Annotated in this window: 15 protein-coding genes and 1 pseudogene; 12 read left to right on the top strand and 4 right to left on the bottom strand. The window is 65.5% G+C overall.

The annotated features are described in order from the left end of the window. Window positions 1-77 precede the first annotated feature (77 nt). From AC27L4_RS29320 to drmB, 11 genes and pseudogenes are all read left to right on the top strand, one after another. A complete protein-coding gene (locus AC27L4_RS29320; protein ID WP_487146161.1) occupies window positions 78-644 on the top strand; it encodes a biotin transporter BioY in 567 nt (188 codons plus the stop codon). Continuing rightward, window positions 641-1,063, top strand: a pseudogene (locus AC27L4_RS29315) (DUF1284 domain-containing protein); the annotation flags it as partial. The gene AC27L4_RS29320 and the pseudogene AC27L4_RS29315, both read left to right, overlap by 4 nt. 223 nt (window positions 1,064-1,286) lie before the next feature. Next, entirely contained in the window at window positions 1,287-2,507 is a 1,221-nt protein-coding gene (locus AC27L4_RS29310) for an ATP-binding protein (protein ID WP_487146160.1), read from the top strand. A 49-nt stretch (window positions 2,508-2,556) separates the two neighbouring features. Next, a complete protein-coding gene (drmD, locus tag AC27L4_RS29305; RefSeq protein ID WP_487146159.1) occupies window positions 2,557-5,790 on the top strand; it encodes a DISARM system SNF2-like helicase DrmD in 3,234 nt (1,077 codons plus the stop codon). A gap of 5 nt (window positions 5,791-5,795) precedes the next feature. Beyond that, window positions 5,796-9,689 (top strand): Eco57I restriction-modification methylase domain-containing protein, encoded by a 3,894-nt coding sequence (locus AC27L4_RS29300; protein ID WP_487146158.1) that lies wholly within the window; start codon window positions 5,796-5,798, stop codon window positions 9,687-9,689. Beyond that, a complete protein-coding gene (locus AC27L4_RS29295) occupies window positions 9,686-10,552 on the top strand; it encodes a hypothetical protein (protein ID WP_487146157.1) in 867 nt (288 codons plus the stop codon). The genes AC27L4_RS29300 and AC27L4_RS29295 overlap by 4 nt, the downstream gene beginning before the upstream one ends. Window positions 10,553-10,561: 9 nt before the next feature. Then, on the top strand, window positions 10,562-11,218 hold the full coding sequence (locus AC27L4_RS29290; protein WP_487146155.1) for a hypothetical protein: 657 nt from the start codon (window positions 10,562-10,564) through the stop codon (window positions 11,216-11,218). Between the two features lie 68 nt (window positions 11,219-11,286). Continuing rightward, window positions 11,287-12,402, top strand: coding sequence for a helix-turn-helix domain-containing protein (locus AC27L4_RS29285; RefSeq protein ID WP_487146153.1), 1,116 nt, complete (start codon window positions 11,287-11,289; stop codon window positions 12,400-12,402). Between the two features lie 7 nt (window positions 12,403-12,409). Continuing rightward, a complete protein-coding gene (locus AC27L4_RS29280) occupies window positions 12,410-12,925 on the top strand; it encodes a hypothetical protein (protein ID WP_487146152.1) in 516 nt (171 codons plus the stop codon). Continuing rightward, window positions 12,922-16,461 (top strand): DISARM system helicase DrmA, encoded by a 3,540-nt coding sequence (gene drmA / locus AC27L4_RS29275; protein WP_487146151.1) that lies wholly within the window; start codon window positions 12,922-12,924, stop codon window positions 16,459-16,461. The genes AC27L4_RS29280 and drmA overlap by 4 nt, the downstream gene beginning before the upstream one ends. Further along, complete coding sequence (gene drmB / locus AC27L4_RS29270; protein ID WP_487146150.1) at window positions 16,458-18,323, top strand: DrmB family protein; 1,866 nt, start codon at window positions 16,458-16,460, stop codon at window positions 18,321-18,323. The genes drmA and drmB overlap by 4 nt, the downstream gene beginning before the upstream one ends. A 170-nt stretch (window positions 18,324-18,493) precedes the next feature. Here the strand turns inward: drmB and AC27L4_RS29265 are convergent, their stop codons facing one another. Then, entirely contained in the window at window positions 18,494-18,958 is a 465-nt protein-coding gene (locus tag AC27L4_RS29265) for an Lrp/AsnC family transcriptional regulator (protein ID WP_487146149.1), read from the bottom strand. 162 nt (window positions 18,959-19,120) lie between these two features. On the opposite strand from AC27L4_RS29265, the gene AC27L4_RS29260 reads away from it, so the two are divergent. Next, complete coding sequence (locus AC27L4_RS29260; protein ID WP_487146148.1) at window positions 19,121-21,514, top strand: transketolase; 2,394 nt, start codon at window positions 19,121-19,123, stop codon at window positions 21,512-21,514. Between the two features lie 60 nt (window positions 21,515-21,574). On the opposite strand, the gene AC27L4_RS29255 is transcribed toward AC27L4_RS29260, so the two are convergent. The 3 genes from AC27L4_RS29255 to AC27L4_RS29245 all read right to left on the bottom strand — a co-directional run bounded on the left by AC27L4_RS29255 (window position 21,575) and on the right by AC27L4_RS29245 (window position 25,754). Further along, on the bottom strand, window positions 21,575-21,829 hold the full coding sequence (locus AC27L4_RS29255; RefSeq protein ID WP_487146147.1) for a hypothetical protein: 255 nt from the start codon (window positions 21,827-21,829) through the stop codon (window positions 21,575-21,577). 59 nt (window positions 21,830-21,888) lie between these two features. Beyond that, complete coding sequence (gene cckA / locus AC27L4_RS29250; protein ID WP_487146146.1) at window positions 21,889-24,462, bottom strand: cell cycle histidine kinase CckA; 2,574 nt, start codon at window positions 24,460-24,462, stop codon at window positions 21,889-21,891. Between the two features lie 170 nt (window positions 24,463-24,632). Beyond that, on the bottom strand, window positions 24,633-25,754 hold the full coding sequence (locus tag AC27L4_RS29245) for a PQQ-dependent sugar dehydrogenase (RefSeq protein ID WP_487146145.1): 1,122 nt from the start codon (window positions 25,752-25,754) through the stop codon (window positions 24,633-24,635). Window positions 25,755-25,785: the final 31 nt, after the last annotated feature.

Genomic DNA, 25,785 nt, shown 5'->3' with positions numbered 1-25,785 from the left:
CGTGCATCTGGACGTCGTCGCGCCGACATGACAGGGTCGCATCCGGACTCGCGTCTGTCCTGCATCGGAGAATTTCCATGGCGTCCGCCGCTACCCAAGCCTTCGTCCCCCTGCGCCTCGACGGCCAACCCCTGCTTCACAAGGCGGTGGCGGTGCTGGCCGGCACGCTGCTCCTGGCGATTTCGTCCTGGATCACCATCCCGATGGTGCCGGTGCCGATGACCATGCAGACCTTCGCGGTGCTCGCCATCGGCGCGCTCTATGGCTGGCGCCTCGGCGCCCTGACCGTGCTGGCCTGGCTCGGCGAAGCGGCGATCGGCCTGCCGGTGCTGGCCGAGTTCAAGACCCTCTACATGGTCCACACCACCTTCGGCTATCTCGCCGGCTTCGTCCTTGCCGCCGCCCTGGTCGGCTGGCTGGCCGAGCGGCGCTGGACCAGCGGCAACCTCGCCCTGTCCGCCCTTGCCATGGTGCTCGGCCACGTCGTCATCTTCGCCCTCGGCGCCGCCTGGCTCTGGTATCTGTTCGGCGCCGAGATCGCCGTCACCAAGGGCGTCACGCCCTTCCTGTTCGGCTCGGTGCTGAAGTCGGCCCTCGCCGTCGCCGCCGTCGAAGCCGCGCGCCGCGGCCGCCGCAGCGCATGACGGTCCGGCTGCGGGGCCACCACCTGCTCTGCATGCTGACCTATGCCGGCAGGGGCTACACCCCTGCCTTCATCGAGACCTTCGACCGTATCGTCACGCGGATCGGCGCCGGCGAGGACATCCTCCTTGTCGCCGGTCCCGACGATGTCTGCGCGCCGCTGCTCGGCGAGGCCGAGCCGCATTGCTTCAAGGCCAGCGCCGCCCGGCGCGACGCCGATGCCCTGGCTGCCACCGGCGCCATCCTGCAACTCCCCCTCGCCCCCGGCAGTTCCCTCCGCCTCGATGCCTCGGGGATCGCCACCCTGCGCGCCAACTTCACCGCCGGCACCACGCGCACCGCCTGCACCGGCTGCGAATGGGCCGCGCTGTGCACCGGCATCGCGGCCGAGAACTTCGCCGGGACGCGCCTGACTGCCGGACCTTCAGGTCACGGTGAGTTCCTCTCCAGGCCATCGACCCGTCCCGGACATTCCGGCCGCCCTCTCCTCCCGCAGGGTGCTGCGAGGACTCCCGACTCGACCGAGTGAAGGGACTTCCCCTCTCGCATTTCCAGATCGCGGCAGACGGAATTCCAATCAGCGGATTGTTGACTTCCAATCAGCCGACATGAATAGTTCCGATAGTCCGTCATTCGGGGATGGCATGTTCGCACGGTTCGTGGAGCGGCGGGCCGAGGAGGCTCTTGTCGATACACCGGTGGTCCTGATCGTGGGACCTCGCCGGGCCGGCAAGACCACGCTCGTCAGAAAGATGGCGGAAGCCGGCCGCACGTATATCACGCTCGACGATCACACGGTGCTCGAGGCCGCCAGATCCGATCCGGTCGGCTTCATCCGTGGCCTGGACCTCGCCATCATCGACGAGATCCAGCGCGCGCCCGACCTTCTGCTGGCGATCAAGAAGACGGTCGACGAAGATTATCGTCCGGGCCGGTTCCTGCTCACCGGCTCGGCGAATGTCCTAACCCTGCCGCGGGTCGCCGACAGCCTCGCCGGCCGGATGGAGACCATCCGGATGCTGCCGCTGGCGAGGGCCGAAGTCGAAGGCCGGACGCCGACCTTTCTGGAGCGCCTCTTCGAGGGAACGCTACGGAGCCAGCGTGACGTGCTCGTCGGCGATGATCTGGTCCGGCTCGTCCTGCTCGGTGGCTTCCCCGAAGTGATCAGCCGCGAGAGCGAACGGCGGCGGCAGGACTGGCTACGTTCCTATCTCACGGCGATCCTCACGCGTGATCTGCGGGACATCGCCGATGTGGAGAAGCTGACCGAGCTTCCCAGATTCGTGCGGCTGCTGGCCGAGCATTCCGGCCAGTTGGTCAACTATTCGCAGTTCGGGGCCGGCATCAACGTCAGCCACAAGACGGGGCAGCGTTATGTGGGGCTGCTCGAACAGGTGTTCCTGATCGCGACGTTGCAGCCGTGGTTCACCAGCGCGTTGAAGCGGATCGTCAAGACGCCAAAACTGCATTTCCTCGATTCCGGCCTGCTGGCAGCCGTGCGGGGATTGACCTTCGATCGGGTGAAGGCGGATCGCGGCACGTTCGGCGCATTGCTGGAGAGCTTCGTGTTCTCCGAAGTGCTGAAGCTGATGACGGCCTCGGACCTTCGGCTGGCGCCCCACCATTTCCGCGATCGGGACATGAGCGAGGTGGACATCGTGCTGGAGCGCAATGACGGCATGATCGCAGGGATCGAGGTCAAGGCGAGCGCCACGGTCAGGGCCGGTGACTTCGGAGGCCTCCGGGCTTTGGCCGAAGCTTGTGGGGACCGCTTCGCCTTCGGCGCCGTCCTCTATGACAGCACCGATGTCGTGCCGTTCGGCGACAAGCTAGCAGCGGTGCCGTTGTCGAGCTTGTGGGGCTGAGCGTGATGGGCCGGGCAAAAGCAGTAAGACTGATCGAGCGGGGCATGGAATGAACGGCGGCAGGGCGCACTCGAACATTCAGCCAGGCACCTTCGTCGAAGTGCGGGGTAAACCGTGGCTTGTGGAAGAATTGACCGGCGAGGATGGCGGCCTTCCCGCACTAAGCTTGTCCTGCATTTCTGACGATGCCCAAGGCGAACAGCTCGAGGTTCTATGGGATGCCGAGATCGGTAAGAGGATCCTCGACGAGGATCGATGGACAAGTGTCGGCGTCGGCAGTCCAGACAGCGCTGACGTTCTGGCTGCGCATATCCGAGCGGTCAGATGGCGATCGGCGACGGCTGCCGATCGGGATTTGCTGCAGGCACCGTTCCGCGCGGGAATCAGGCTCGACGCCTATCAGCTTCTCCCTCTGCGCAAGGCGCTGCGTCTGCCGCGGGTCAACCTGCTGATCGCCGACGATGTCGGTCTCGGCAAGACGATCGAAGCGGGTCTTGTCGCACGGGAACTCCTGCTCAGACGCCGAGTGGACTTCATCGTGATCTCGGCGCCGCCGGCGATGACGGTGCAGTGGAAAGATGAGTTGGAGGCGAAGTTCGGCCTTTCGTTCGAGATCGTAGACAGGGACCGCATCAGCGAACTGCGGCGCTTACGGGGGTTCTCAGTAAATCCGTGGACCACGGGTTCGCGCTTTATCGTGTCGCATCGCCTGTTGACCGACGAGACCTACGCCGCGGGCCTGCGCGATGTCCTCGGGGAGTTTCGTGCGCGGGCCCTGTTCATCCTGGACGAGGCCCACCACGCCGCTCCGTCGGCGGGCACGCAATACGCCGTTTCCAGTCAGCTCACGAAAGCGGTCAGGGAACTCGCGGAACGCTTCGAGCATCGGCTGTTCCTGACCGCCACGCCCCATAATGGGCACTCCAACAGCTTCTCCGCCCTCCTCGAGATGCTCGACCCGCAGCGATTCACGCGTGGTGTCGAGGTCCGGCCGCGCGATCTCGAGCCGGTCATGGTGCGCCGGTTGAAGGCCGATCTCCGCCGTCTCGGCGAGGCGTTCCCGGAACGGGTCGTCGAGCCGATCTCGATCGACGGCCTGCCGGAGGATGCTCCCGAACTGGCGCTTGCACGGCTGCTCGCCGCCTATGGCGAGCTGCGCATGAATCGCATCGCGAAGCTCAGCAGTCAGAAGGCGGCACTCGCCAAACTGGCCTTTGTCGGCCTTCAGCAGAGGCTTCTGTCATCGATCGCCGCATTCGCTCGAACGCTGAAGACCCACCGCGTCACCCTGCAAAAGGTGCTGGATGGCGAAGAGGTCGCGCGCGCGACGGCCGCCGCGACCGCGTTCGTGGCCGCACCGACACCGGAGGACAACGCCGAGCTGGGCCTGGAAGAGGAAGATGCCGAAAAAGCCATGGCCGCCGACGAAGAAGCGGAAGCGGCCACCGCTTCCGCGGCCGGCGTCGTCGACGCCACGCTGGAGGACCTGCGCGCCGAACTGGCGGTTGTCGACGAGATGCTCGCGCTGGCCGAAAAGCATGCCGCGCGGCCTGACGCGCGCGTGAGCTGGCTGGTTGAGTGGATCCGCAAGTCTATGTTGGACGGCCAACAGTGGAATCGGCGCCGGCTGATCATCTTCACCGAGTGGGAGGATACGAGGCGCTGGCTGGAAAGGCGGTTGCGGGAAGGGCTGGCCGATACCGATCGCATTGACGATCGGATTGGCGTCTTCAGCGGTGCCACGGGGGCGGATCGCCGCGAGCAGATCAAGCACGCCTTCAACGCCGATCCCGATAGTGAGCCCCTGCGGATTCTGATCTGCACCGACGCAGCACGGGAGGGCATCAACCTTCAATCCTACTGCTCGGATCTCCTGCATTTCGATCTGCCGTGGAATCCATCACGCCTGGAGCAGCGGAACGGCCGCATCGATCGCAAGCTCCAGCCTGCGAAGCAGGCCTTCTGCCGCTATTTCCGATACGAGCAGCGCGAGGCGGACATTGTTCTCGATGCGCTGGTCTGGAAGACCGAGACCATTCGCGAGGAACTCGGCTCCGTCGGCCAGGTCATCGAAGATCGCATTGCCAAACGGCTGGCCGAAGACGGTATCGCGCGTGGACAGGGGAAGGCGCTCGCTCGCGCAATCTCCGATGAGAACGACACGGAGCGGCTCGGCAAGGCCCAGTCCGAAATGGACGATGAGGAGAAGGTCCGTCACGAGCGTCTTTTGAAGGAACAGGACGACCTGAGGCGTATCCTCGAACGCTCCCGGGAAAGGGTCGGCGTCGATCCCGACGATCTTGAGCGGGTCGCTGCCGCGGCGTTGTCGCGGGCAGGCTTCGCCCTCAATAGTGCGCGCGGCGAGAGCGTCGGCAGGACCGTCACCTATCGACTGGACCCGTCCGATCCTGCCTTCTCCAGGGACGCCGGGTGGGATGACGCCTTCGATGATCTGCGGGTTCGGCCGCGCAAGCGCGGCGAGCGCCTCGGCGATTGGCGGCGCAACGCTCCGATCCGGTCTATCGCGTTCGAGCCTCCGGTTCTCGGCGACGGTCGCGACGCCACCGATGTCGTGCAAGTGCATCTGGAGCATCGCCTGGTCCGGCGTCTGATTTCCCGCTTTCTGAGTCAGGGGTTCCAGTCAAATCTGTCTCGGCTCTCGGTCATCACCGGTCCCGGCGCTCAGCCGCGCGTCGTGCTGATGGGCCGCCTGGCCGTCTATGGCGCCGGCGCGGCGCGGCTGCATGAGGAGATCATCCCGATCACGGCCATCTGGACGGAATCCGAACGGGGCAGAAAGCCGCTCCGAGCACTGGGAGAGAGCGGCGAAGAACGAACGCTGAACCAGCTCGAGGAGGCGTTGCGCGACGCGCGCGAGGCTCCCGCTTCGGTAGTTGCAAGGATTCAGTCGCTCGTCGCCCAGGACATCGCCGACCTGACCCCGGCGCTCGAAGCAATCGCGAACGAGCGCCTTGGCGAGGTCAAGGCCCAGCTTGCCAAGCGGGGAGAGGAGGAGGCGCGATCCTTGGCGAGCCTGCTGGAGCAGCAGCAGAAACGCATCGCCAAGGCGTCCCAGGAGTTCAATCCGGAGCAACTCACCCTCGACCTCGTACCCGAGGAACGACGAGAGCGCGAAGCCGACCGGCGGCACTGGCAAACGCGCCTCTCGCGTCTTGAACAGGAGCTTCGCGACGAGCCGAAGCGTCTGCGCGACTCCTATGACGTCAAGGCTCACCGGCTGGAGCCGGTCGGCATCGTCTATCTCTGGCCGGTGTCGGGGTGAGCGCGATGGCTGACGTTCTCTACCGCGACCCTGACATCGAATGGCTCGATCACGTCCAGCCGGTCGGGCTGGTCGTTGCGCCGAGCGTTCTCAAGGAACTGGGCCTGACGCCGCTGCATCAGAGCCCAATCGATACGGCCGAGGCCGCCGAGTACCTCAATCCGGATGTGCCCGGGCCGGCGCTGCCCGACCCTTGGGTCTTCATGGAGAAGGTGCTCGGCTGGAACGCCGCCCATGTTGCAGGAGCGCCAGGCGGACCGGAACTGCCGGACACCCTGCTGGTGAGCCTGCCCGAGCATGGGACAACGCTGGCGCCTACATGGGCAGTGGCCGAACTCGGCCAGACTGGCCAGCCGTGGCAGCTTCTCGTCCGCATCGAAGCGGCGAGCATCGAACCGGATGGCCGAGCCCAGCTCGATGGTTGGGAAGCCTCGCCGCATCAACGCTTCGAGCGCCTGCTGAGAGACACCGGTGTATTCGCCGGCGTGCTGATCACTGACCGGGAGCTGCGTCTCGTCTATGCCCCACGCGGCGAGACATCGGGCTATCTGTCCTTCCCGCTGCGCCCGCTCGGCATGGTGGCCGGGCGACCGATGCTGGGCGGGTTGAAGCTTCTCCTCGATAGCTCGTCTCTGTTCACGGCCGCTGACACGCACCGCCTTCCGGCACTCCTGAAGAAGAGCCGCGACGCCCAGGCGTCGGTCTCGACCGAGCTCGCCGGTCAGGTCCTCGGCGCGCTGCACGAGCTGCTGCGCGGCCTCGACACGGCCGATGCCGATCTGATCCGGGAATTGGCGCACTCGAGCCCCGGCCACCTCTATGAGGGGCTGCTCACCGTCCTTATGCGGCTGGTCTTCATCCTCTACGCCGAGGATCGCGATCTGCTGCCGTCGCGCGCCGACGCCCGTGCGCGGACGATCTACGAGACCAGCTACTCGGTCCGGGGCCTTTACGCGAGGCTCGCCGAGGATGCCGCGCTCAACCCCGACACTATGGATGAGCGACGCGGCGGCTGGGGGCAATTGCTTGCGCTCTTCCGGCTGATCCACAAGGGGCATCCATCGCACTTCGTGCAGGCGCGCGGCGGCAAGCTGTTCGATCCGGACGAGTTCTCCTTTCTGGAAGGCCGCAAGGCCAAGGATGACCAGCCCCGCATCCTGAACGTCTCGGACGGCTGCATCCTGCGCATCCTCGAAGGGCTGATGACCCTCAAACTACGCGGTCAGGAGCGCCAACGGCTGTCCTACCGCACGCTGGACGTCGAGCAGATCGGCTCGGTTTACGAGACGGTGATGGGCTTCACCGTCGAGGTGGCCAGGAGCAGCGTGCTCGCGATCAAGGCCGGCAAGAACAACCGCACGCCGGTGTTCGTGGCGCTCGACGAGCTGCTGGCCCGCAAGGGCAAGGACAGGATCAAGGACCTGAAGGAGAATGTCGGCCGCTCGCTCACGGCCGCGCAGGCGAAGCCTGTCGAAGCGGCGAAGAGCGTCGAGGACCTGGCCGCCGCCTTCGAGAGCATGGTGGATGAGCGCGGATCGCCGCGCCATGCCATGGCGCCGGCCGGGACGCCGATCCTCCAACCGACCGGCGAGCGTCGCCGCACTGGCAGCCACTATACGCCCCGGAGCCTCACCCAGCCGATCGTCGCTCATGCGCTCGAGCCGGCCTTCGAGCGGCTGGGGCCGGATGCGACGCCGGAGCAGATTCTCGATCTCAAGGTTTGCGACCCGGCGATGGGCTCGGGCGCCTTTCTGGTCGAGGCCTGCCGCGCCATCGCGACCCGGCTGGTGGCGGCGTGGGTGCGCTGGCCCGAGACGCGGCCGGTCATTCCGGCCGATGAAGACGAGGAGTTGCACGCCCGCCGCCTTGTCGCGCAACGCTGCCTCTACGGGGTGGACAAGAACCCGCGTGCCGTCGATCTGGCGAAGCTTTCGCTGTGGCTTGCGACGCTGGCCAAGGATCACGAGTTCACCTTCCTCGATCATGCGCTGAAATGCGGCGACAGCCTCGTGGGGCTCGACGCGGCGCAGATCGCGGCGATGCACTGGGACACGTCGAAACCTGGGCTGCCGCTGTTCCGCCAATTCGTGGCGGATCGCGTGGCCGAAGCGACGAAGGCGCGCGCCGAAATCCGGTCGGCGCCCGATCATACGTTGCGCGCCATCCTGGAGCAGAAGCACAAGTTCGTGGAAAGCCGCGTGGAGCATGTGCGCGTGCTCGGCGACGCGATGCTTTCCGCCTTCTTTGCGGATGACAAGCCGAAGGCGCGCGAGAAGCGCCGCGCCACGGTCGAAAGCTGGGTTACTGGTATTGGGTCGACAAAGTGGAATGAACTCACGGTCGCCGCTGAAAGCCTACACGTCGGCGAGCATCCGCTGACGCCGTTTCATTGGACCGTCGAGTTCCCCGAAGTTTTTGGGCGGGACAATGCGGGGTTCGATGCGATCGTCGGCAATCCGCCGTTTGCCGGCAAGAACACGATCATCGCGGGAAACCGGAAGAACTATCTGCCATGGCTTCAAACGCTTCATATCGGTGCGCATGGCAATGCTGATCTGGTAGCGCACTTTTTCCGACGCGCATTCGGGCTGCTGCGGCAAGGCGGTGTCTCGGGCCTGATTGCGACGAACACGATCGGCCAAGGCGACACCCGCGACACCGGCCTCGCCGCAATCATCGGCCAAGGTGGTGCCATCGCGCGGGCGACCCGGCGGCTGAAATGGCCAGGCGAAGCCGCGGTTGTGGTGAGTGTAGTCCATGTCGTCAGAGGCGTCGTCCGCTCTCCGATCATCGATGGCCGGCAAGTGCGACGCATCTCGGCTTATCTAGTCGAGGGGGATCTCGACCGCGCACCGGCGCGGCTAGCGGCGAACAGTGGAAAGTCGTTCGAAGGCACCAAAATACTTGGAATAGGTTTTACTTTTGATGACCAGTCGTCGCCCGGTTCAACAGCCACTTTGACCGATATGGCGATGCTCGTTGCTAAGAATCCCAGAAACTCTGATCGGATATTTCCATATATCGGTGGTGAAGAAATCAATAATAGCCCCACTCACTCTCACCATCGCTACGTAATAGACTTTGACGATTTTTCTGAGGATACAGTTCGAACGAAGTGGCCAGATTTGATGTCTCTTGTCGAAGAGAGAGTTAGGCCAGCCCGCAAACTGGACAAGAGAGAAATTTATAGAAGGTACTGGTGGAGGTTCGGAGAGAGACGGGCCGCTCTTTATCCAGCAATTAGAGATCTGCGTCGAGTTTTGGCACTGGCTCGGGTGAGCCCACATATAAGCTTCACTTTCTTGCCTTCAACTATGATTTATAGCGATAAAGTTGTTGTCTTTCCTTTTGATGTGGACTCTGCTCTTTCTGTCTTGAGCAGCAGAACTCACGAGTGTTGGGCAAGATACTTTACGTCGTCGTTGAAGGATGACGTTAACTACGCCCCGACGGACTGCATGAGAAACTTTCCTTTCCCGCTTGGTTTTGAAGCCTCTTGTACCCTTGAAACTACTGGCTGCGTCTACCACGACCATCGCGCAGCATTGATGGTCGCCCGCAATGAGGGCATGACCAAGACTTACAATCGCTTCCACGACCGGAGCGAAACCGCCACAGACATCGTGCGCCTGCGCGAGCTGCATGCTGCGATGGATCGTGCGGTGCTCGAAGCCTATGGCTGGCGCGATCTCGCCGAACGCGCAGCGCCGGTCTTCCTCGATGAGTCCAACGAGGACGACCACACCTATCAGGGCCGCCTGTTCTGGCCTTCCGATTTCCGCGACGAAGTCCTCGCCCGCCTCCTCGCCCTCAACGCCGAACGCGCCGAAGCCGAGCGCGCCGCCGGCCTGGCCGTGGACGACGGTGAGGATCGGGATGACGAAGGGGAAGCCGCGTGACCATCTCGCCTTCATACCTGGACAAGATCGAGCGAATAGCACCGCGTCTGTTCACTCTTGGCGATGACGTCATCGACCGACTGATCGATGGGGGTGACGTGCTCGAAGATTCGGGTTTTTCACCAGAGGTGAAGGGCAAGTTCGGCCATTTCTACGCCCCGTTCGATTGGATCAACGATGAGGCGGATATCGTGCTGATCGGGATAACCCCCGGGAGGTCGCAGGCGAAATCGGCGCTGAAGTCGCTCCGCGGTGCGCTTCGCGCAGGCTTGCCACCCGCGGAGGCTGCGAGGATCGCCAAGCAAGCCGCATCGTTCGATGGCGAGATGCGCCGAATTGCAGCCCAGCTGATGAACCGGTTCAACCTGCACAGGCTTTTCGGGCTGGACGATTCCGCCGAGCTTTTTGGAGGCGCCAGCCGCCGGGCGCACTACACCTCTCTGCTGCGCTATCCCGTCCTGCACTGGCAAACCAAGAAGAAGCGGAACAGCTCGAATGAGACAGGCTGGTTCGATTTCAGCGGCGGGGATGCCGCGTTTTCCGAGCCGCTTTTGCGACGCTTGGCCGCCGAACATTTCGAAACGGAGATAGCCCAGTTCCGGACTGCGTGGCTGATTCCATTTGGATCCGTTCCTGCAACGGCTCTCGCCGAACTGGCCACCCGTGGGGTTATCGACTCCGGGCGCGTGCTCCCGGGCATCAATCACCCGTCTGGTACGCAGCGCAATCGGCACAACTGTCAGCTCAATACGTCTGACGACCATTCGGGGTGTGGACAAAACGTCGGCTGCGAGACGATCCGGAGCAGAAGTTCACGCCTGGAAAAGATTGTCGAAGGCCATCTGGCCCTAACTTCGGAATAGGATTCTCGCATGGGGGGCATCTCTGACGAGCACGTCGAATGGGCGATTGTGAATCGCCTGAAAGCGATGATGGACGAGCCACCGAAGACGACGTTCAACGTGACGCAGAGCTTTGCACTCTTCAGCAGCGTGTTGCTGTGGACCAAGAACCGGGCATGGGTGGCGGGGAATCGTGGCCTGCGGCGCGACTGGGACGATCCGGCCGACCGTCGCGCGCATGATGTCCGCGAAGCGATGCGCGGGAGGCTAATCACGCAAGCGCCCTGGGACCTCACGCTGGTGACGCCCCGGATCGCCTTGGTCTATGGCGATGACGAGCCGGCCAACCCTCAGCGGCCGGTCAACAGAGACTTCGAGGCCATGACGGCGGAAGACTTCTTCAAATGGCTCCGCGATGCGCTCGCGCACGGTGACGGCCGGACGATCCGCCCCATGCACAAAGTGTCGCCACGCACCGGAAAGACGCTGCTTGCCGGTTTCCATATCGTCTTCGAAGCCGAGCGGGGTGCGACGCGCAAACTGACGCTCGACCTTTTCGATGCCGACATGCGCCGGATGGGAGGCGTCCTTGCCGACCTCTTCTGCAAGGCGTTGAGCGGCGGGAACCGCTATTTCGAGAAGGAAGCGGGGACGGCGCGGATCGACGAAGCAGCCCAGACGGCTTAGGTCTCTATTCGCAATATAATCTTGCAATATCTCATTCGCAAGATTATATCCATGCCGTGGAGGTTCCCATGGCGACGCAACTCATTGGCGCGCGGATCAAGGCTCTGCGGGAGGAACGCAACCTCTCCCAGGACGATCTTGCGCGCGTCTTCGGCTTCAAGGACCGGCAGACCGTCTCCGCCATCGAGACCGGGGAGCGCCGCGTCACGGCGGATGAGCTTTTGCTTGCCGTCGAGAAGCTCGGGGCGCCGCTCGACTATTTCACCGATCCCTTTCTGCTGGTCGGCGAAGGCCGCTTTTCCTGGCGGCAGACCAATGTCGGCTCGGTTGTTCTCGGCGCCTATGAGCGCAATGCGGGCCGATGGATTGCAGCATTCCGGTCGATCGCCCCCCAGGTCGGCCGCGCGAGCCCATTGCTGCGCCGCGCCCTCGGCCTGACGCGTCATTCGCGCTTCGAGGACGCGATGGAGGCGGGCGAGCGCTTCGCGGCCGAGTTCGATCTTGGTGACGTGCCGGCGCGGCGCTTGGCCGAGGTAATGGAGCGCGAACTCGGAATTCTCGTGCTCATGGTCGACGCCTTCGAGGGAATCTCGGGCGCCGCCTGTCGTCTGCCGGAGCTGGACGTCGTGCTGATCAATCGCCACGAAGTAGTAGGCCGGCGCCACTTCGACCTGGCACACGAGCTGTTCCACATCCTCACCTGGGATGCGATGCCGCCGGAGCACTCGGAAGAAGCCCGGGAAACCGGCGGCAACCGCGTCGAGCAGCTCGCCAACAATTTCGCGTCGGCGGTGCTAATGCCGAAGGCCGTGCTCGCCCGCTATGGCGAATGGGCAGAGCTTGCAGACGACGGCCTCATCGCGAGGCTCAATGCCGTCGCCGATGAATTGCTGGTCACGGCTTCCGCGCTGAAATGGCGGTTGGTCGCGCTCGACTGGCTGAAGCCAGCGCGCGCACGCGCGATCTCCGACGCGGCATTGCGGAACAACGGACACGTCGGGCGCGAAGCGCCCAAGGCCGTTCCGCCGCTTCTTTTCTCGAAGCCTTTCATGGAGGTGATCGGCCTCGCGGTCGACGAAGGCCGGATATCCACCCGTCGCGCCGCCAGCCTGCTCGATCTCACCGTCGAGGATCTGACGGACCTCTTCGTTGCGCACGGGGTCGAGCCCCCGGCCGAGCTATGAGGCGGCCATGGCGCGGCACCGCGGGCAAGTTCTGGTCGATACCAACGTCATTCTCGAATCCCACCGGATCGGGGCATGGGCGGCGCTCACCGGCGGCTATCCGGTCGAGACGGTGGAGGACTGCGTGATCGAAACCCAGACGGGCTTCCAGCGGCGGAGAGCGGAGCAGCAGATTGATGCGGCAGTCCTGCGCGCATCGCTGAAGGCGATTCATGCACCCGGAGACCGCGAGATCGCAGCGGCGGTCGTTAGAGCACCCGACATCGCGCTGGACATCGGCGAACGCTCGCTCTGGGCGCACGCCCTGACACGGACCGACGGCTGGATCCTGTGCGGGCCGGACAAGGCCAGCCTGCGCTTCGGCGTCCGGCTCGGCCATCGCGACCGGCTCGTCGCGCTTGAGCGGCTTCTCGAAGAAGCAGGCTACCGGCCGAAAGTGCCTCTGAAGCTGCCGTACACGAGCAAGTGGCTGGAGAAGACTCTTGGCGAGCTCGTCCTTTCGGAAGGAGCGGGCCGAACATGACAAGCTCAGTCGATATTCGCGCCCACCTCGTCGATCTGTTCCGCCGCGATCTCATCGGTCCCGATCCGCAGGATGCCGATCTTGCGAACGAGCGGCTGAACGAGAGCCCCTCGCGCTGGTATCTGACCGGCTTCCTTGCGCCGGCTGAGGATCCGCTCGGCCTCGAAGGCGAGGATGATAACGACGATCCATCGGCCCAGGAGGAGATGGAGATTGACGTCGAGGAGTCGGATGCCGACGGCGCCGGAGGGGCGGCCGGCGACAATGAGGAGCCGGAGACGCCGAACACCAGGCGCCGGTTTCTTCCGTCGTCCGTCGGACTGACGGTGCTGCTGTCGCACGATGTCAAGGAGATCGAGGCTCGCGTTTCCTGGGGCGACTACCGGACGGAACCTCCACTGCCGGAGACGGTCCTGCTGCCGGAGCCGCTTCCCGAGGAAATCGGTGAGGACGGGAAGCCGAAGCGGGCAACACGGCCGATAGTGGATTGGGTTCGGACCCCCAAGGAGCGGACCGTCCGGCTGCAAATCCGGGATGGTCGAGGCGAGCCCGTGCTTGTCCCCGAAAGCGCTGCTGAGCAACGCCGCGGCGGCGGGCTGACGTTGGAAACACATTCTCGGCTGTTCAGCTACGAGACGCCGGAAGGCCATACCGAGCAGGTTCGGGCGCTGACCGTATTCCTGGTGAACCGCCGCGCGACGGTGCATCGGTTCTACTCCGACGTCAGCTACGCCTTTCAGGCGCGACTCGAACTCCATTGCGAGCAAGGCTTCCGGCCGCGTCGCGATCTGTCAGGATACCGCGCGCAGGATTGGGATCTGCGGATCGCGGACCTTCACTACCGCGACGTCTTCGAGTGGGCTGTGGGGCGTAACGCGGCCGCGGGCTGGGAGACCAACGAGAACGGTCCAGTCACGCGGGTCTGGACCGACCCGTTGCCGACAGCCGAAGTCGAGCGTGTCGCGCCTAACGAGGATGCTGAGCTGAAAGCGCGGGTGACGTTCGGCATGGAGGCGCTGGCGCAAGCTGCCGATACCGGCGGCGCTGCTCTGGTGCAGGCGCTCACCGAGCTTCCGAAGCTTTACACGCTCTGGATCGATGCGGAACGCCACAAGCTGGTGTCTTTGCCCCAGCGTCGGCGGGAAACGGGCGAGCGCCTGATCTCCGAGATGGAGACGGCGAAGAATCGCATCGCCGATGGCATTCAGCTGCTTGCGCAGAATGCGAAGGCGCGGGCGGCGTTCCGCTTCATGAATCTGGCCGTCGCCATGGCTGCGCGTCGGCGAACGGCTGGCGCTTCCGGCGATCCTCTGTCTGTGTCTGCGCCAGAGTGGCGGCCTTTCCAGCTTGCCTTCATCCTGCTCAACATCTCGGGGCTGGCTGATCGGGCTCACCCCGACCGGGAAATCGCCGATCTCCTCTTCTTCCCCACGGGCGGGGGCAAGACGGAAGCCTATCTAGGCCTCGCTGCCTTCGTCATCGCCTACCGGCGACTGACGAGTGGGGGCGTGCTTGGAGCCGGTGTGGCCGTCATCATGCGCTACACGCTGCGGCTGCTCACGCTCGATCAGTTGACCCGTGCCGCCGGCGTGGTGTGCGCCCTCGAATTGATGCGCACCGATCCGACCAACACCGACGAGCAAGGCCGCCGTACGCTTGGCGATTGGCCGATCGAAATCGGCTTGTGGGTGGGTTCCGATGCGTCGCCGAACAGGCTCGGGGGACGTGGCAAGTCGGACGAAACCACAGCGGTCGGTCGCGTGCGGCGTTTCCGGAACGGTCGCGACAAGCGCGCACCGGCGCCGCTGAAAGCATGCCCATGGTGTAGCACGGAGTTCACGCCGTCGTCCTTCGCCTGCATGCCCAACGAGCACGCGCCAACGAACCTCGAGATCCGCTGCGCCAATGCGAATTGCGACTTCAGTCGCAACCGACCGCTTCCGGTCCTCACGGTCGATGAGCCGATCTATCGGCGTTTGCCCGCATTTCTGATCGCGACGGTGGACAAGTTCGCGGCCTTGCCCTGGGTCGGCGAGACTGGCGCCTTCTTCGGTCATGTCGATCGCTTCGAGGATGGCGTTGGGTTCTACGGTGCGGCTGAACCTGGCGAGGGGCGGCCCTTGGGCAATGGCTGGTCGCTCGACCCGCCAGACCTGATCATCCAGGACGAGCTTCACCTCATTTCCGGTCCGCTCGGAACGGTCGCGGGGCTCTACGAAGCAGCGATCGACCAATTGGCGTCCCGTCGAGCCGGCGAGCGAGTCGTACGGCCGAAGATCGTGGCTTCGACCGCGACGGTTCGCAGGGCCACGGACCAGATCGAAGCCCTCTTCGACCGCCGGATCACCAGCATCTTCCCGCCGCCCGGCGTAGATCGTTCTGACAGCTTTTTCGCACGGACTGTGCCGGCAACGAAGGATCCAGCCCGGATGTACATGGGCATCGCGGCCCAGGGGCGGGGACCGAAGCTCGTCTTCCTGCGGTCTCTCACGACCCTGCTCGCGGCGGCGCAGTCTGAGTTCAAGGCTAACGCCCCTGTCGTCGGTGGAAGCGCCAATCCCGTCGATCCGTACATGACGGCGGTTTGCTATTTCAACGCGCTGCGAGAGCTGGGCGGCGCGCGTCGGATCGTCGAAGACGAGGTTCGGGATCGAGCGGCCCGCTACGGAACCCAGCGGTACCGGGTCGCCCCTCCCGGAAACCCATTTGCGGATCGGCTCATCAAGGAGCCTCTGGAGCTGACCTCACGCGTGTCGACGGATGAGGTCGCCAAGGCCAAGCAGCGGCTCGAAACACGGTTCGGAAACGGAACAGATCCCGTGGATGTCGCCCTGGCCACGAACATGATCTCCGTCGGCCTCGACATCACGCGCCTTGGTCTCATGATCGTCCAGGGACAACCGAAGACGGCTGCAGAATACATCCAGGCTACCAGCCGCGTGGGGCGCGATCCCTCGCGTCCGGGATTGGTCGTCGCGGTACTGAACCTTCACAAGCCTCGCGACCGCATGCACTTCGAGCAATTCGGTCAGTTTCACCGAACCTTCTATCGATCGGTCGAAGCCACGAGCGTGACGCCCTGGGCCGCTCGCGCGCTGGACCGCGCCCTCGCGGCTGTCGTCGTCGCGGCGGCACGTCATGTCGATCCAGCGCTGACGCCCGAGACGGCTGTCATCGCCTTCAAGGATAATCCGGCAGTGCGCGACACCGTCCGCGATGCGATTGTTGCCCGAGCTCCGGCGCATATGATCGCGGGCGGCAGCACCGCACTGGCGGCGGCGATAGACGCCATCGCCGACGCGTGGATTTCGACCGCCGACGATCAGGCCGCAGGAGGCAACACCTTCGCTTATGCGCAAAGGAAAAGCCCTCATCGCCTTTTGCATATGCCGCTCGAGCCCGACTTGGCCAACCTCACGGAAAATCATCGGCGCTTTGTCGCTGGGCGGTCCATGCGGGATGTGGAACCCAGCGTCGCGCTCAAGGTCCGGGATCTCTGGGGTAACCAGATCGCAAACGCGGACGATCTCGCATGACCAAGAACGTGCAACGGCTGAGCCAACTGATCTCGACCTTCGGTCCCGGCGCCATGATCGACCTGCCAACCAGGTCCGTGGTGGTGACGGGTCTCGAATTCTGGGACATGTGGGCCAACTCTTTTACGACGATCCCCGAACCGCGCCTGACCGCCCGGCTCGAGCAGCTCTTGAAGGATCAGGGGCGGCTGGAGCCAAATATCAACCTGTCACTGCGCACACCGCCGGTCTCCGGCGACAACGCGAGTGGAATTCCGGCCGGGGTTACGGCGCCGGTTTTTCCAACATGGTTCGTCTGCGAACAGGTCGAGGCATCGACCGCGACGACCGGAACGCTTCGAAGACGGCGACTCGTGCGCTGGCAGGACCTCGACACAAGGGGAAGGCGCAGGTTCGTTTTCGACGACGGTCGAAAATCGGAAGTGACTCCGATTCGGTTTGTCTGCGCCTGTGAAAAGGGACATTTGCAGGACATCGACTGGCGATGGGTCGTGCATGGGGCGGTTCAATGCCAGGAACCGCTGTGGGTCGAGGAGAAAGGCACCAGCGCCGACCCTGCGGATACCAGCGTGGTATGCGGTTGCGATCGCCGCCTTTCGCTTCAGGATGCCTTCCAACCAGGACGGCTAGGAAAATGCCGCGGCGAGCGGCCTTGGCTGCTCGATCGGGATCCTGACGGGTGCGGGGACAACCTGAAGCTTCTCACGCGGACGGCCACGAACACCTATTTCCCTCAGGTCTACACGGTCATTTCGTTGCCGAGCGAAGAGGACGATTTGACCCGTCTGGTCGACGAATTGTCGGGAGACTTGGCGAACGTCCAGACGATCGAGGACGTCGCCCAGGCCAAACGCTTCAATCCGAAGGTCTCCGTCTCACTCGGTGCTTATCCGGATATCGAGATTTTCGAGCGTCTCAAGCGGCTTAGAGAGGGAGTAAGGGCCGACGCGTCCCGGTCTCCCAAGGTGTCCGAATTCGACGTATTCGCAAGCGGCCGCCAACAGATCGGGCAAAATCACCCGACGGCGAAGCTCTATGCGGAGACGCTCCCTCGAACGGCATGGGTTGACCCGGGCGTCGATGTCAACACGTCGGCCATAAAGAACCTCGTCGCCGTTCATCGCCTGAGAGAGGTGTCGAGCCTGTACGGCTTCACGCGATTTGAAGCCGCGCCCACGAGTTCCGACGGCGACATCGAGGACATCCAACTGGCTGTTCGCGGGGCGCCGATCTCGCGCGGAGCCGACTGGCTGCCGGCCATCGAACAGTTTGGCGAAGGGCTGTTCATCCACATCGACGAGCAGGCCGTAAACCGTTGGCTCCAGGCACCCGATGTCGTCAAGCGCCAGGCAGGCCTGCTCCGCGGTTATGGTCATTGGCGGACCAGGTTTTCCGGACGGGCTCCGAACTATCCGGGAATGGCCTATACGCTGCTGCACAGTCTCTCGCATGTGCTGATGGCTGAAATCGCCCTCGACAGCGGATATCCCGCGAGTTCGTTGAAGGAACGCATCTACGCGCTCAGCGACGCTCGCAATGGCGGCGCTCCCCTCAAATGCGGAATCCTGATCTACACGGCCACCCCCGGCGCGCAGGGCACGTTGGGCGGACTTGTTGCGGCTGGATCGCGCTTCTCCAGCATTCTGCGAAGCGCGCTCGATCGGCTTCTGATCTGTTCGAACGACCCGGTTTGCGCGGACCATGAACCCGATGGTCGAAGCGGAGATCGGGCGACTCACGGCGCAGCTTGTCACGGATGTCTGCTCATCGCGGAAACGAGCTGCGAGATGCGAAACCTCTTTCTCGACAGGAGCCTCCTGGTTCAAACCATGGCAGGCCATCAATCGAATTTCTTTGATTGATGTCTTCTGATGCTGCCGAGATTACCATCTCGGCGAAGACGTGCCACCGGCCGGACAGCGGACGCCGGGCTGCCCACCGCGTCCGATCCCGGGCGAGACAGGGAGTCGATGATAGGCCTCCCCTCGGCCGCAGTATGTCCAAGGAGAGAAGGCTCGACCTCCAGCGAACCTCACGGCGCGATCGGCAGCACGTTGGTATATTTCACCTGCCCCAGCGCGAAGCTCGACTCGATCGACGAGACATTGTCGATGCGCGTCAGCTTCTCGCGCAGAAACGTCTCATAGGCCGCCAGGTCGGCGCAGACGACGCGCAGCAGGAAATCGCGCTGGCCCGTCATCAGGTAGCATTCGAGCACTTCCGGCCAGGCGCGGATCGCGGCGCCGAAGCGGTCGAGCTCCTCGTCCTTCTGCCGCTCGAGCTTGATCGAGATGAACACCGACACCGGCAGGCCGACCGCCTGCTGGTCGACCAGGGCGACATAGCCCCGGATCACGCCGGCCTCTTCCATCATCCGCACCCGGCGCAGGCAGGGCGACGGCGACAGGCCGATCTCCTCCGACAGCGCCTGGATGGTCATGCGCCCGTCGGCCTGCAGGGACGCCAGGATCTTCTTGTCCGCCCGATCGAGCTGCACGCGCCGCCCTCCCCGCTATTGGTGGAATCTGCCAATCCAGCTTCTCTTCGCACATGAAATAGGATGAAACCGCCACGCCGTCGAGTTGAGATCGGCAGGCGCTTGTGGGATCCTGCGGCGATGTGGTTCCGGCGAGCATGCCGGCCCTGCGGGACAGCTGCCATGAATGCCTCGTCGCTTCCCTTCCTCGCGGCCCTGGAGCGCAAGGCGCTGTGGCTGTCGTCCTGGATGATCCACAACGCCAACCATGTCCGCGGCTCCGCCGACGGTCTGAAGATCGGCGGCCACCAGGCCTCGTCGGCCTCGCTCGCCGGCATCATGACGGTGCTCTACGGCGCCGTGCTGCGGCCGCAGGACCGGGTGGCGGTGAAGCCGCATGCCTCGCCGATCTTCCACGCCCTCCAATACATGTTCGGCCAGCAGACCCGCGAGAAGCTGGAGGCGTTCCGCGCCTATCAGGGCGCGCAGTCCTACCCCAGCCGCACCAAGGACGCCGACGACGTCGACTTCTCCACCGGCTCGGTCGGCCTCGGCGTGGCGCAGACGCTGTTCTCCGCCCTGGTGCAGGACTATGTGAAGGCCAAGGGCTGGGGCGAGTGGCCGGAGGGCCGCATGGTCGCCCTGGTCGGCGACGCGGAGATGGACGAGGGCAACATCTTCGAGGCGCTGCTGGAGGGCTGGAAGCAGGGCATTCGCAACACCTGGTGGATCGTCGACTACAACCGCCAGTCGCTCGATGCGGTCGTGCGCGAGGGGTTGTGGGAGCGCTTCGAGTCGATCTTCCGCAATTTCGGCTGGGACGTGGTCATCCTCAAATACGGCTCGCTGCTGGAAGCCGCCTTCCGCGAGCCCGGCGGCGAGGCGCTGCGCGCCTGGATCGACCGCTGCCCGAACCAGCTCTATGCGGCGCTGTGCTACCAGGGCGGCGCGGCCTGGCGCAAGCGCCTGACCGACGAGATCGGCGACCAGGGCGCCGTGACGCGCCTGATCGACGCCCGTTCGGACGAGGAGCTGGCGCGGCTGATGACCAACCTCGCCGGCCATGACCAGCCGGCGCTGCTGCAGGCCTTCGAGGCGGCCGGCCGGCACGACCGGCCGACCTGCTTCATCGCCTACACCATCAAGGGCTTCGGCCTGCCCTTCCAGGGCCACAAGGACAACCATGCCGGCCTGATGACGACGGCGCAGATGGACGCCTTGCGCGACAGGATGGCGATCCGGCCCGGCCACGAGTGGGAGCGGTTCGAGGGCCTCGACGTCGCGCCCGGCGAGATGCAGGCTTTCCTCGAGCGCGTGCCCTTCGTCCAGCGCGGCCGCCGGCGCCTCGCCGCGGCGAAGGTGCCGGTGCCCGAGGCGCTGGCCTATCGCCCCGCCCCCGTGATGTCGACCCAGCAGGGCTTCGGCATCATCCTCAACGACCTCGCCGCCACCGACCATCCCATGGCCGACCGGGTCGTCACCACGGCCCCCGACGTCACCGTCTCGACCAATCTCGGCGGCTGGGTCAACCGCCGCGGCCTGTTCGCGCGCACCGAGATGGCCGACATCTTCCGCAAGGAGAAGATCCCCTCGACCTTCGCCTGGGAGTTCTCGGCAAAGGGCCAGCACATCGAACTCGGCATCGCGGAGATGAATCTCTTCATCCTGCTCTCGGCGCTCGGCCTGTCGCATTCCATCAACGGCGAGCGGCTGCTGCCGATCGGCACGCTCTACGATCCCTTCATCCAGCGCGGCCTCGATGCCCTGAACTATGCCTGCTACCAGGACGCCCGCTTCATGGTGGTGGCGACGCCGTCGGGCGTGGCGCTGGCGCCGGAAGGCGGCGCCCACCAGTCGATCGCCACGCCGCTGATCGGCATGGCCCAGGACGGGCTGGCGGCCTTCGAGCCGGCCTTCGTCGACGAGCTCGCCATCATCATGCGCTGGGCCTTCGACTACATGCAGCGCGACGGCGACCGCGAGCCGGACGGCAGGACCTGGCTACGCGACGCCACCGGCGGCTCCGTCTATCTGCGCCTCTCCACCCGACCGATCGACCAGGTCCGGCGCGGCGCCGATGCGGACTTTGCCGCCGACGTCGTCAACGGCGGCTACTGGCTGCGCCGGCCCGGGCCGAACGCCCAGGTGGTGATCGCCTACCAGGGCACGGTGGCGCCGGAGGCGATCGCGGCGGCCGGGTTGATCGGCGAGGATCGCCGCGACGTCGGCGTGCTGGCGGTGACCTCGGCCGATCGGCTCAACGCCGGCTGGCACGCGGCCGAGCATGCCCGCCAGCGCGGCGCCGCTCATGCGGCGAGCCATGTCGAGCGCCTGCTCGCGCCGCTGTCGCGCGATTGCGGCCTGGTGACGGTGCTCGACGGCCATCCCGCGACGCTCGCCTGGCTCGGCGGCGTCTACGGCCACCGCGTCAAGGCGCTCGGCGTCGAGCATTTCGGCCAGACCGGCACGGTGCAGGACCTGTTCCGCCATTTCGGCATCGACCAGAACGCCATCGCCCACGCCGCCCAGGCGGTGGCCGCCGGCCGCCCTGTGCGGCATCTGCGAGCGCTGCCGTAACTCCGGTTCAGACGACGCGTAGCGGGGCGACGGAGAGGCAGGACAAGGCGCACGGCCTTCTCAGCTCGTCCCCGGGCTCTCGTCCGCAGCCAAGCAAGCCAGCAACTCCAGGAGTTCCTCGCATCCGCCTGCGCAACCCTCGTCGCCGCTGAAGCGCGAGAACTCGATGTGACCGTCTTCGAAAACGTCGACCTCCAGACGCTCGCCGACGGCGGTCACCGTCACCATGACGGTGTCCGGCCTATGCCGGTCCAGGCGGTACCACAGGCTAAGCCGATCGAGTTCCTGCAGCAGCTCATACAGGCGATGGGTCATGGTGCGGTCCGTCTTCGGCAAGGGAGGCATGGGGCGTCGGGCGAGCCGAAGCTCCCCCGTCACGCCACCATGTTCGACTTCACCGCCTCGACCAGCTGCTTCATCGAGAAGGGCTTGGGCAGGAAAGCGAAGACCTCGCCCTTGGGCATGTTCTTCTCGAAGGCTTCCTCGGCATAGCCGGAGACGAAGATGATCTTGGCGCTGGCGTTGCGCTTGCGCAGCTCCTTGAGCAGGGTCGGGCCGTCCATCTCGGGCATGACCACGTCGGAGACCACGAGGTCGACATTGCCGCCGGCGTCCTCCAGCGCCTGCAGCGCGTCGATGCCGGAACTCGCCTCGATCACCTCGAATCCGCGTGCCACCAGGGTGCGGGCCGAGAGAGCGCGCAGCGCATCCTCGTCCTCGACCAGCAGGATGCGGCCACGGCCGGTGAGATCGGTCATCTCCTTGGGCTTCTCGGCGGCCGGCAGTTCGGCAGCCGCGGCCGCGGGCACGCCCTCCTCGGGCAGCAGCACCGGCTGCACCGTCTCGATGTGACGCGGGAGGAAGATGCGGAAGGTCGTGCCCTTGCCCTCGACCGAATCCACCAGGATCCAGCCGCCGGTCTGCTTGACGATGCCATAGACCGTCGACAGGCCCAGGCCCGTGCCCTTGCCAACCTCCTTGGTGGTGAAGAAGGGCTCGAAGATCTTGTCCATGATCGCGGGCGGGATGCCGGTGCCGCTGTCCTCGACCTCGACCACCACGAAATCCGCCCGCGGCAGGTCGTTCTTCTCATAGGCCGCGGCCTCGGCCGCGGGCAGGTTGAGGGTGCGGATCAGCACCTTGCCGCCGTTCTGCATGGAGTCGCGGGCATTGACCGCGAGGTTCATCACCACCTGCTCGAACTGGTTGACGTCGGCTTTGACCGGCCAGAGGTCGCGGCCGTGCACGACATCGAGCGAGACCTTCTCGCCGAGCAGGCGGCGCAGCAGCAGCGAGAGATCCGACACCGCGTCATTGAGGTTCAGGACCTGCGGGCGCAGGGTCTGGCGGCGCGAGAAGGCCAGGAGCTGGCGCACCAGGTTGGCGGCGCGGTTGGCGTTGCTCTTGATGGACATGATGTCCTGGAACGCCGGGTCGCCCGGGCCGTGACTGGCGATCAGGAAGTCGGCGGCCAGCATGATCGCGCCGAGCACATTGTTGAAATCGTGCGCCACGCCGCCGGCGAGCTGGCCCACCGCCTGCATCTTCTGGCTCTGGGCGAACTGCTCCTGCAGGGCCCGCTGCTCGCTGGTGTCGACGACGTAGACGATCGCCGCCTCGCGGTCCTCCTCGCCGCCGTCGACCGGCGCGAACCAGAAGCGGGCCGAGCGCGCCGTCTCGCCGGCGAGCACCGCCTCCAGCGGCTCCAGGCCGCCATGGCCGGCGGTCGCCTGGCGCAGCAGGCCGCCGAGCGCCTCGCGCTCACGCTCGGCCACGCCTTCGATCAGCGCGCTGCCCTGCGCCTCGCCCTTGATGGCGCCGCGGAACAGCCGCATGAAGGCGGCATTGGTGCGGATGATGCGCGCTTCCTTGTCGATGGTGGCGATGGCGAGCGGGCTGTTGTTGAAGAAACGGGCGAAGCGCACCTCGGCGGCGCGCAACCCTTCCGAAACGTCGCCGCCGGGCCCGCGATAGATCACCAGCGTGCGCGAGGCACCGGGATGGCCGTCGGCGGAGAAGGCCATCTTGTGGAACAGGCGCACGGGCAGGATGGTGCCGTTGCGCCGGCGCAGGTCGACATCGATGATTTCGGTCTTGACGCTGCCGGGCTCGCCCGTGGTGGCGGCGACCAGCGCGCCGGTGTGCCCGGGCAGGATGTCGGCGAGCCTGAGGCCGCCATTGCCGAACTGGGCCAGGTCGAAGTCGAGCCAGCCGGCCAGCGTCGCGTTCATGTAGGCGATGTCGCCCGACGGCTCGGCCGAGAAGAAGCCGGCCGGCGCATGGTCGAGATAGTCGATGGCGTGCTGCAACTCCAGGAAGGCGTTTTCCTGGCGCTCGCGCTCGCGGGTGATGTCGGCGACGTTCCACACCGTCGTCCCGGCCCGGGCCGGATGGCTCATCGGGCGCACCCGCACCCGGTACCAGGAGGCGCTGCCCGCCGGCGGCGTGGCGGCGATGCGGAACTCCTCGGTCAGCTTCTGGCCGCCGCGCGCCGCCTGGGCCAGGCGATAGACCGGCTCGGACACGTCGGGATCGCCGGTGAAGGCGCGCTCGACCGGCCGCACGTCCTTGTCGTCATTGGCGCCGGTCATCTTCAGGTAGGTGGCGTTGGCGTAGACGACCCGGCCTTCCCGGTCCGTGACGACCAGCCCCTCGGGCGAGTCGTCCGCGAGGTCCTTGGTCAGGTCGTTGCGCGCCTGGCCGTCGCCGCCGAAATGCACGAAGCCGAAGGCGTGCATGCACAGCGACACCACTCCGACCGCGGCCAGGATGGCCAGCAGGCCCAGCACCAGGGATTCCGCCTGCTCCTTGGCCAGGAAGGTCGAGGCCGCGAGGGCCGTCAGCAAGGCGGCGGCAAGCGCCGCCACGAGCGCCGGCTTGATCCTGCTCGCCCGCTCGCTGCGGTCGATGGCGAAGCCCTGGCCGCCACCGCCCTCGCCGTTCGCCATGACAACCTCTCGCCGAGACGTTCCAGAAATATCCGCAAGACCATGATTCGTCGCGGCGGATCGGAATAGACTGCAAGAGCATTGTCAGGACAAGATTCAGAATCGGTTAAGGCCGTTTGAACTTTGACGCCGCCGGCCCGACTTGCTTGCGCAAGCCTTGGCGCGACCTCTCAGCCGGCCATCGGCTCGATGCGCAGGATCTGGCCGTCCTCCTCGTCGGTCAGCAGATAGATCAGGCCGTCCGGTCCCTGGCGGACGTCGCGGATGCGCCGGCCGAGGTCCTGGAGCAGGCGTTCCTCCCGCACCACCTTGTCGCCGTCGAGGCTGAGACGGGCCAGCAGGTGGCCGTTCAGCGCGCCGACGAACAGGCTGCCCGTCCAGGCCGGGAAACGGTCGCCGGTGTAGAACATCAGGCCGGACGGCGCGATCGAGGGATCCCAGTAGAACACCGGCTGCTCCATGCCCGGCGCCGCCGTGCCGATGCCGATCTTGGCGCCGGAATAGTCGCGGCCATAGGTGATCACCGGCCAGCCGTAGTTCTTGCCGGCCTCGGGGTGGTTGAGCTCGTCGCCGCCCCTGGCGCCGTGCTCCACCGTCCACAGCCTTCCGGTCTTCGGATCGATCGCCGCGCCCTGAACGTTGCGGTGGCCGTATGACCAGATTTCCGGGCGCGCCGGCGACTTGCCGACGAAGGGGTTGTCCTTGGGGATCGACCCGTCCGGATTGATGCGCACGATCTTGCCGATAAGACTCGACAGATCCTGCGCCCGCTCGCGTTGCGAATAACGGTCGCCCTGGGTGACGAACAGCGTGCCGTCCGGCGCGAAGGCCAGGCGCGAGCCGAAATGGTTCTTGCTGTCGACCTTGCCGACCTGGCGATAGATCACCTTGACATCCTCGAGCCGGGCGTCCGCCAGCCGGCCGCTGGCCACCGCGGTGCCGGCCCCGCCCGGACCGGCCTCGGCGAAGGAGAGATAGATCCGGCGGCTGGCGGCGAAATCGGGGCCGATCGCCACGTCGAGCAGGCCGCCCTGCCCTTCGGCGAAGACGGCGGGCACGCCTCGCAGCGGCTCCGACAGGGAGCCGTCCTTGCCGACGACGCGCAACCGTCCGGGCCGCTCGGTCACCAGGGCGCGCCCGTCCGGCAGGAAGGCGAGGCCCCAGGGATGCTCCAGTCCCTGGGCGAAGACCGCGACCTTGGCGGCGTCGCCGACGGTGGCGATCGTCTCGCCGGCGGCGGCCGTGGCGGACAGGCCCGAGAACAGCACGGCGGCGAGGGCGAAGCGGCGCATGGTCGGTCTCCGTTCGGGGTGGCTTCCCAGG

This window comes from Labrys sp. Lb11 (genome assembly GCF_057554225.1).
The sequence above is the reverse complement of the archived record's forward strand: the minus strand, read 5'-3'. Positions and strand labels throughout refer to the sequence as shown.

Bases quoted from the DNA above. Each gene is read 5' to 3' on its own strand.
- drmA (WP_487146151.1), top strand. From the start codon at position 12,922: ATGACAAGCTCAGTCGATATTCGCGCCCACCTCGTCGATCTGTTCCGC.
- AC27L4_RS29300 (WP_487146158.1), top strand. From the start codon at position 5,796: ATGGCTGACGTTCTCTACCGCGACCCTGACATCGAATGGCTCGATCAC.
- AC27L4_RS29310 (WP_487146160.1), top strand. From the start codon at position 1,287: ATGTTCGCACGGTTCGTGGAGCGGCGGGCCGAGGAGGCTCTTGTCGAT.
- AC27L4_RS29255 (WP_487146147.1), bottom strand. From the start codon at position 21,829: ATGACCCATCGCCTGTATGAGCTGCTGCAGGAACTCGATCGGCTTAGC.
- AC27L4_RS29280 (WP_487146152.1), top strand. From the start codon at position 12,410: ATGGCGCGGCACCGCGGGCAAGTTCTGGTCGATACCAACGTCATTCTC.
- AC27L4_RS29290 (WP_487146155.1), top strand. From the start codon at position 10,562: ATGGGGGGCATCTCTGACGAGCACGTCGAATGGGCGATTGTGAATCGC.
- AC27L4_RS29285 (WP_487146153.1), top strand. From the start codon at position 11,287: ATGGCGACGCAACTCATTGGCGCGCGGATCAAGGCTCTGCGGGAGGAA.
- drmD (WP_487146159.1), top strand. From the start codon at position 2,557: ATGAACGGCGGCAGGGCGCACTCGAACATTCAGCCAGGCACCTTCGTC.
- cckA (WP_487146146.1), bottom strand. From the start codon at position 24,462: ATGGCGAACGGCGAGGGCGGTGGCGGCCAGGGCTTCGCCATCGACCGC.
- AC27L4_RS29260 (WP_487146148.1), top strand. From the start codon at position 19,121: ATGAATGCCTCGTCGCTTCCCTTCCTCGCGGCCCTGGAGCGCAAGGCG.
- AC27L4_RS29245 (WP_487146145.1), bottom strand. From the start codon at position 25,754: ATGCGCCGCTTCGCCCTCGCCGCCGTGCTGTTCTCGGGCCTGTCCGCC.
- AC27L4_RS29320 (WP_487146161.1), top strand. From the start codon at position 78: ATGGCGTCCGCCGCTACCCAAGCCTTCGTCCCCCTGCGCCTCGACGGC.
- drmB (WP_487146150.1), top strand. From the start codon at position 16,458: ATGACCAAGAACGTGCAACGGCTGAGCCAACTGATCTCGACCTTCGGT.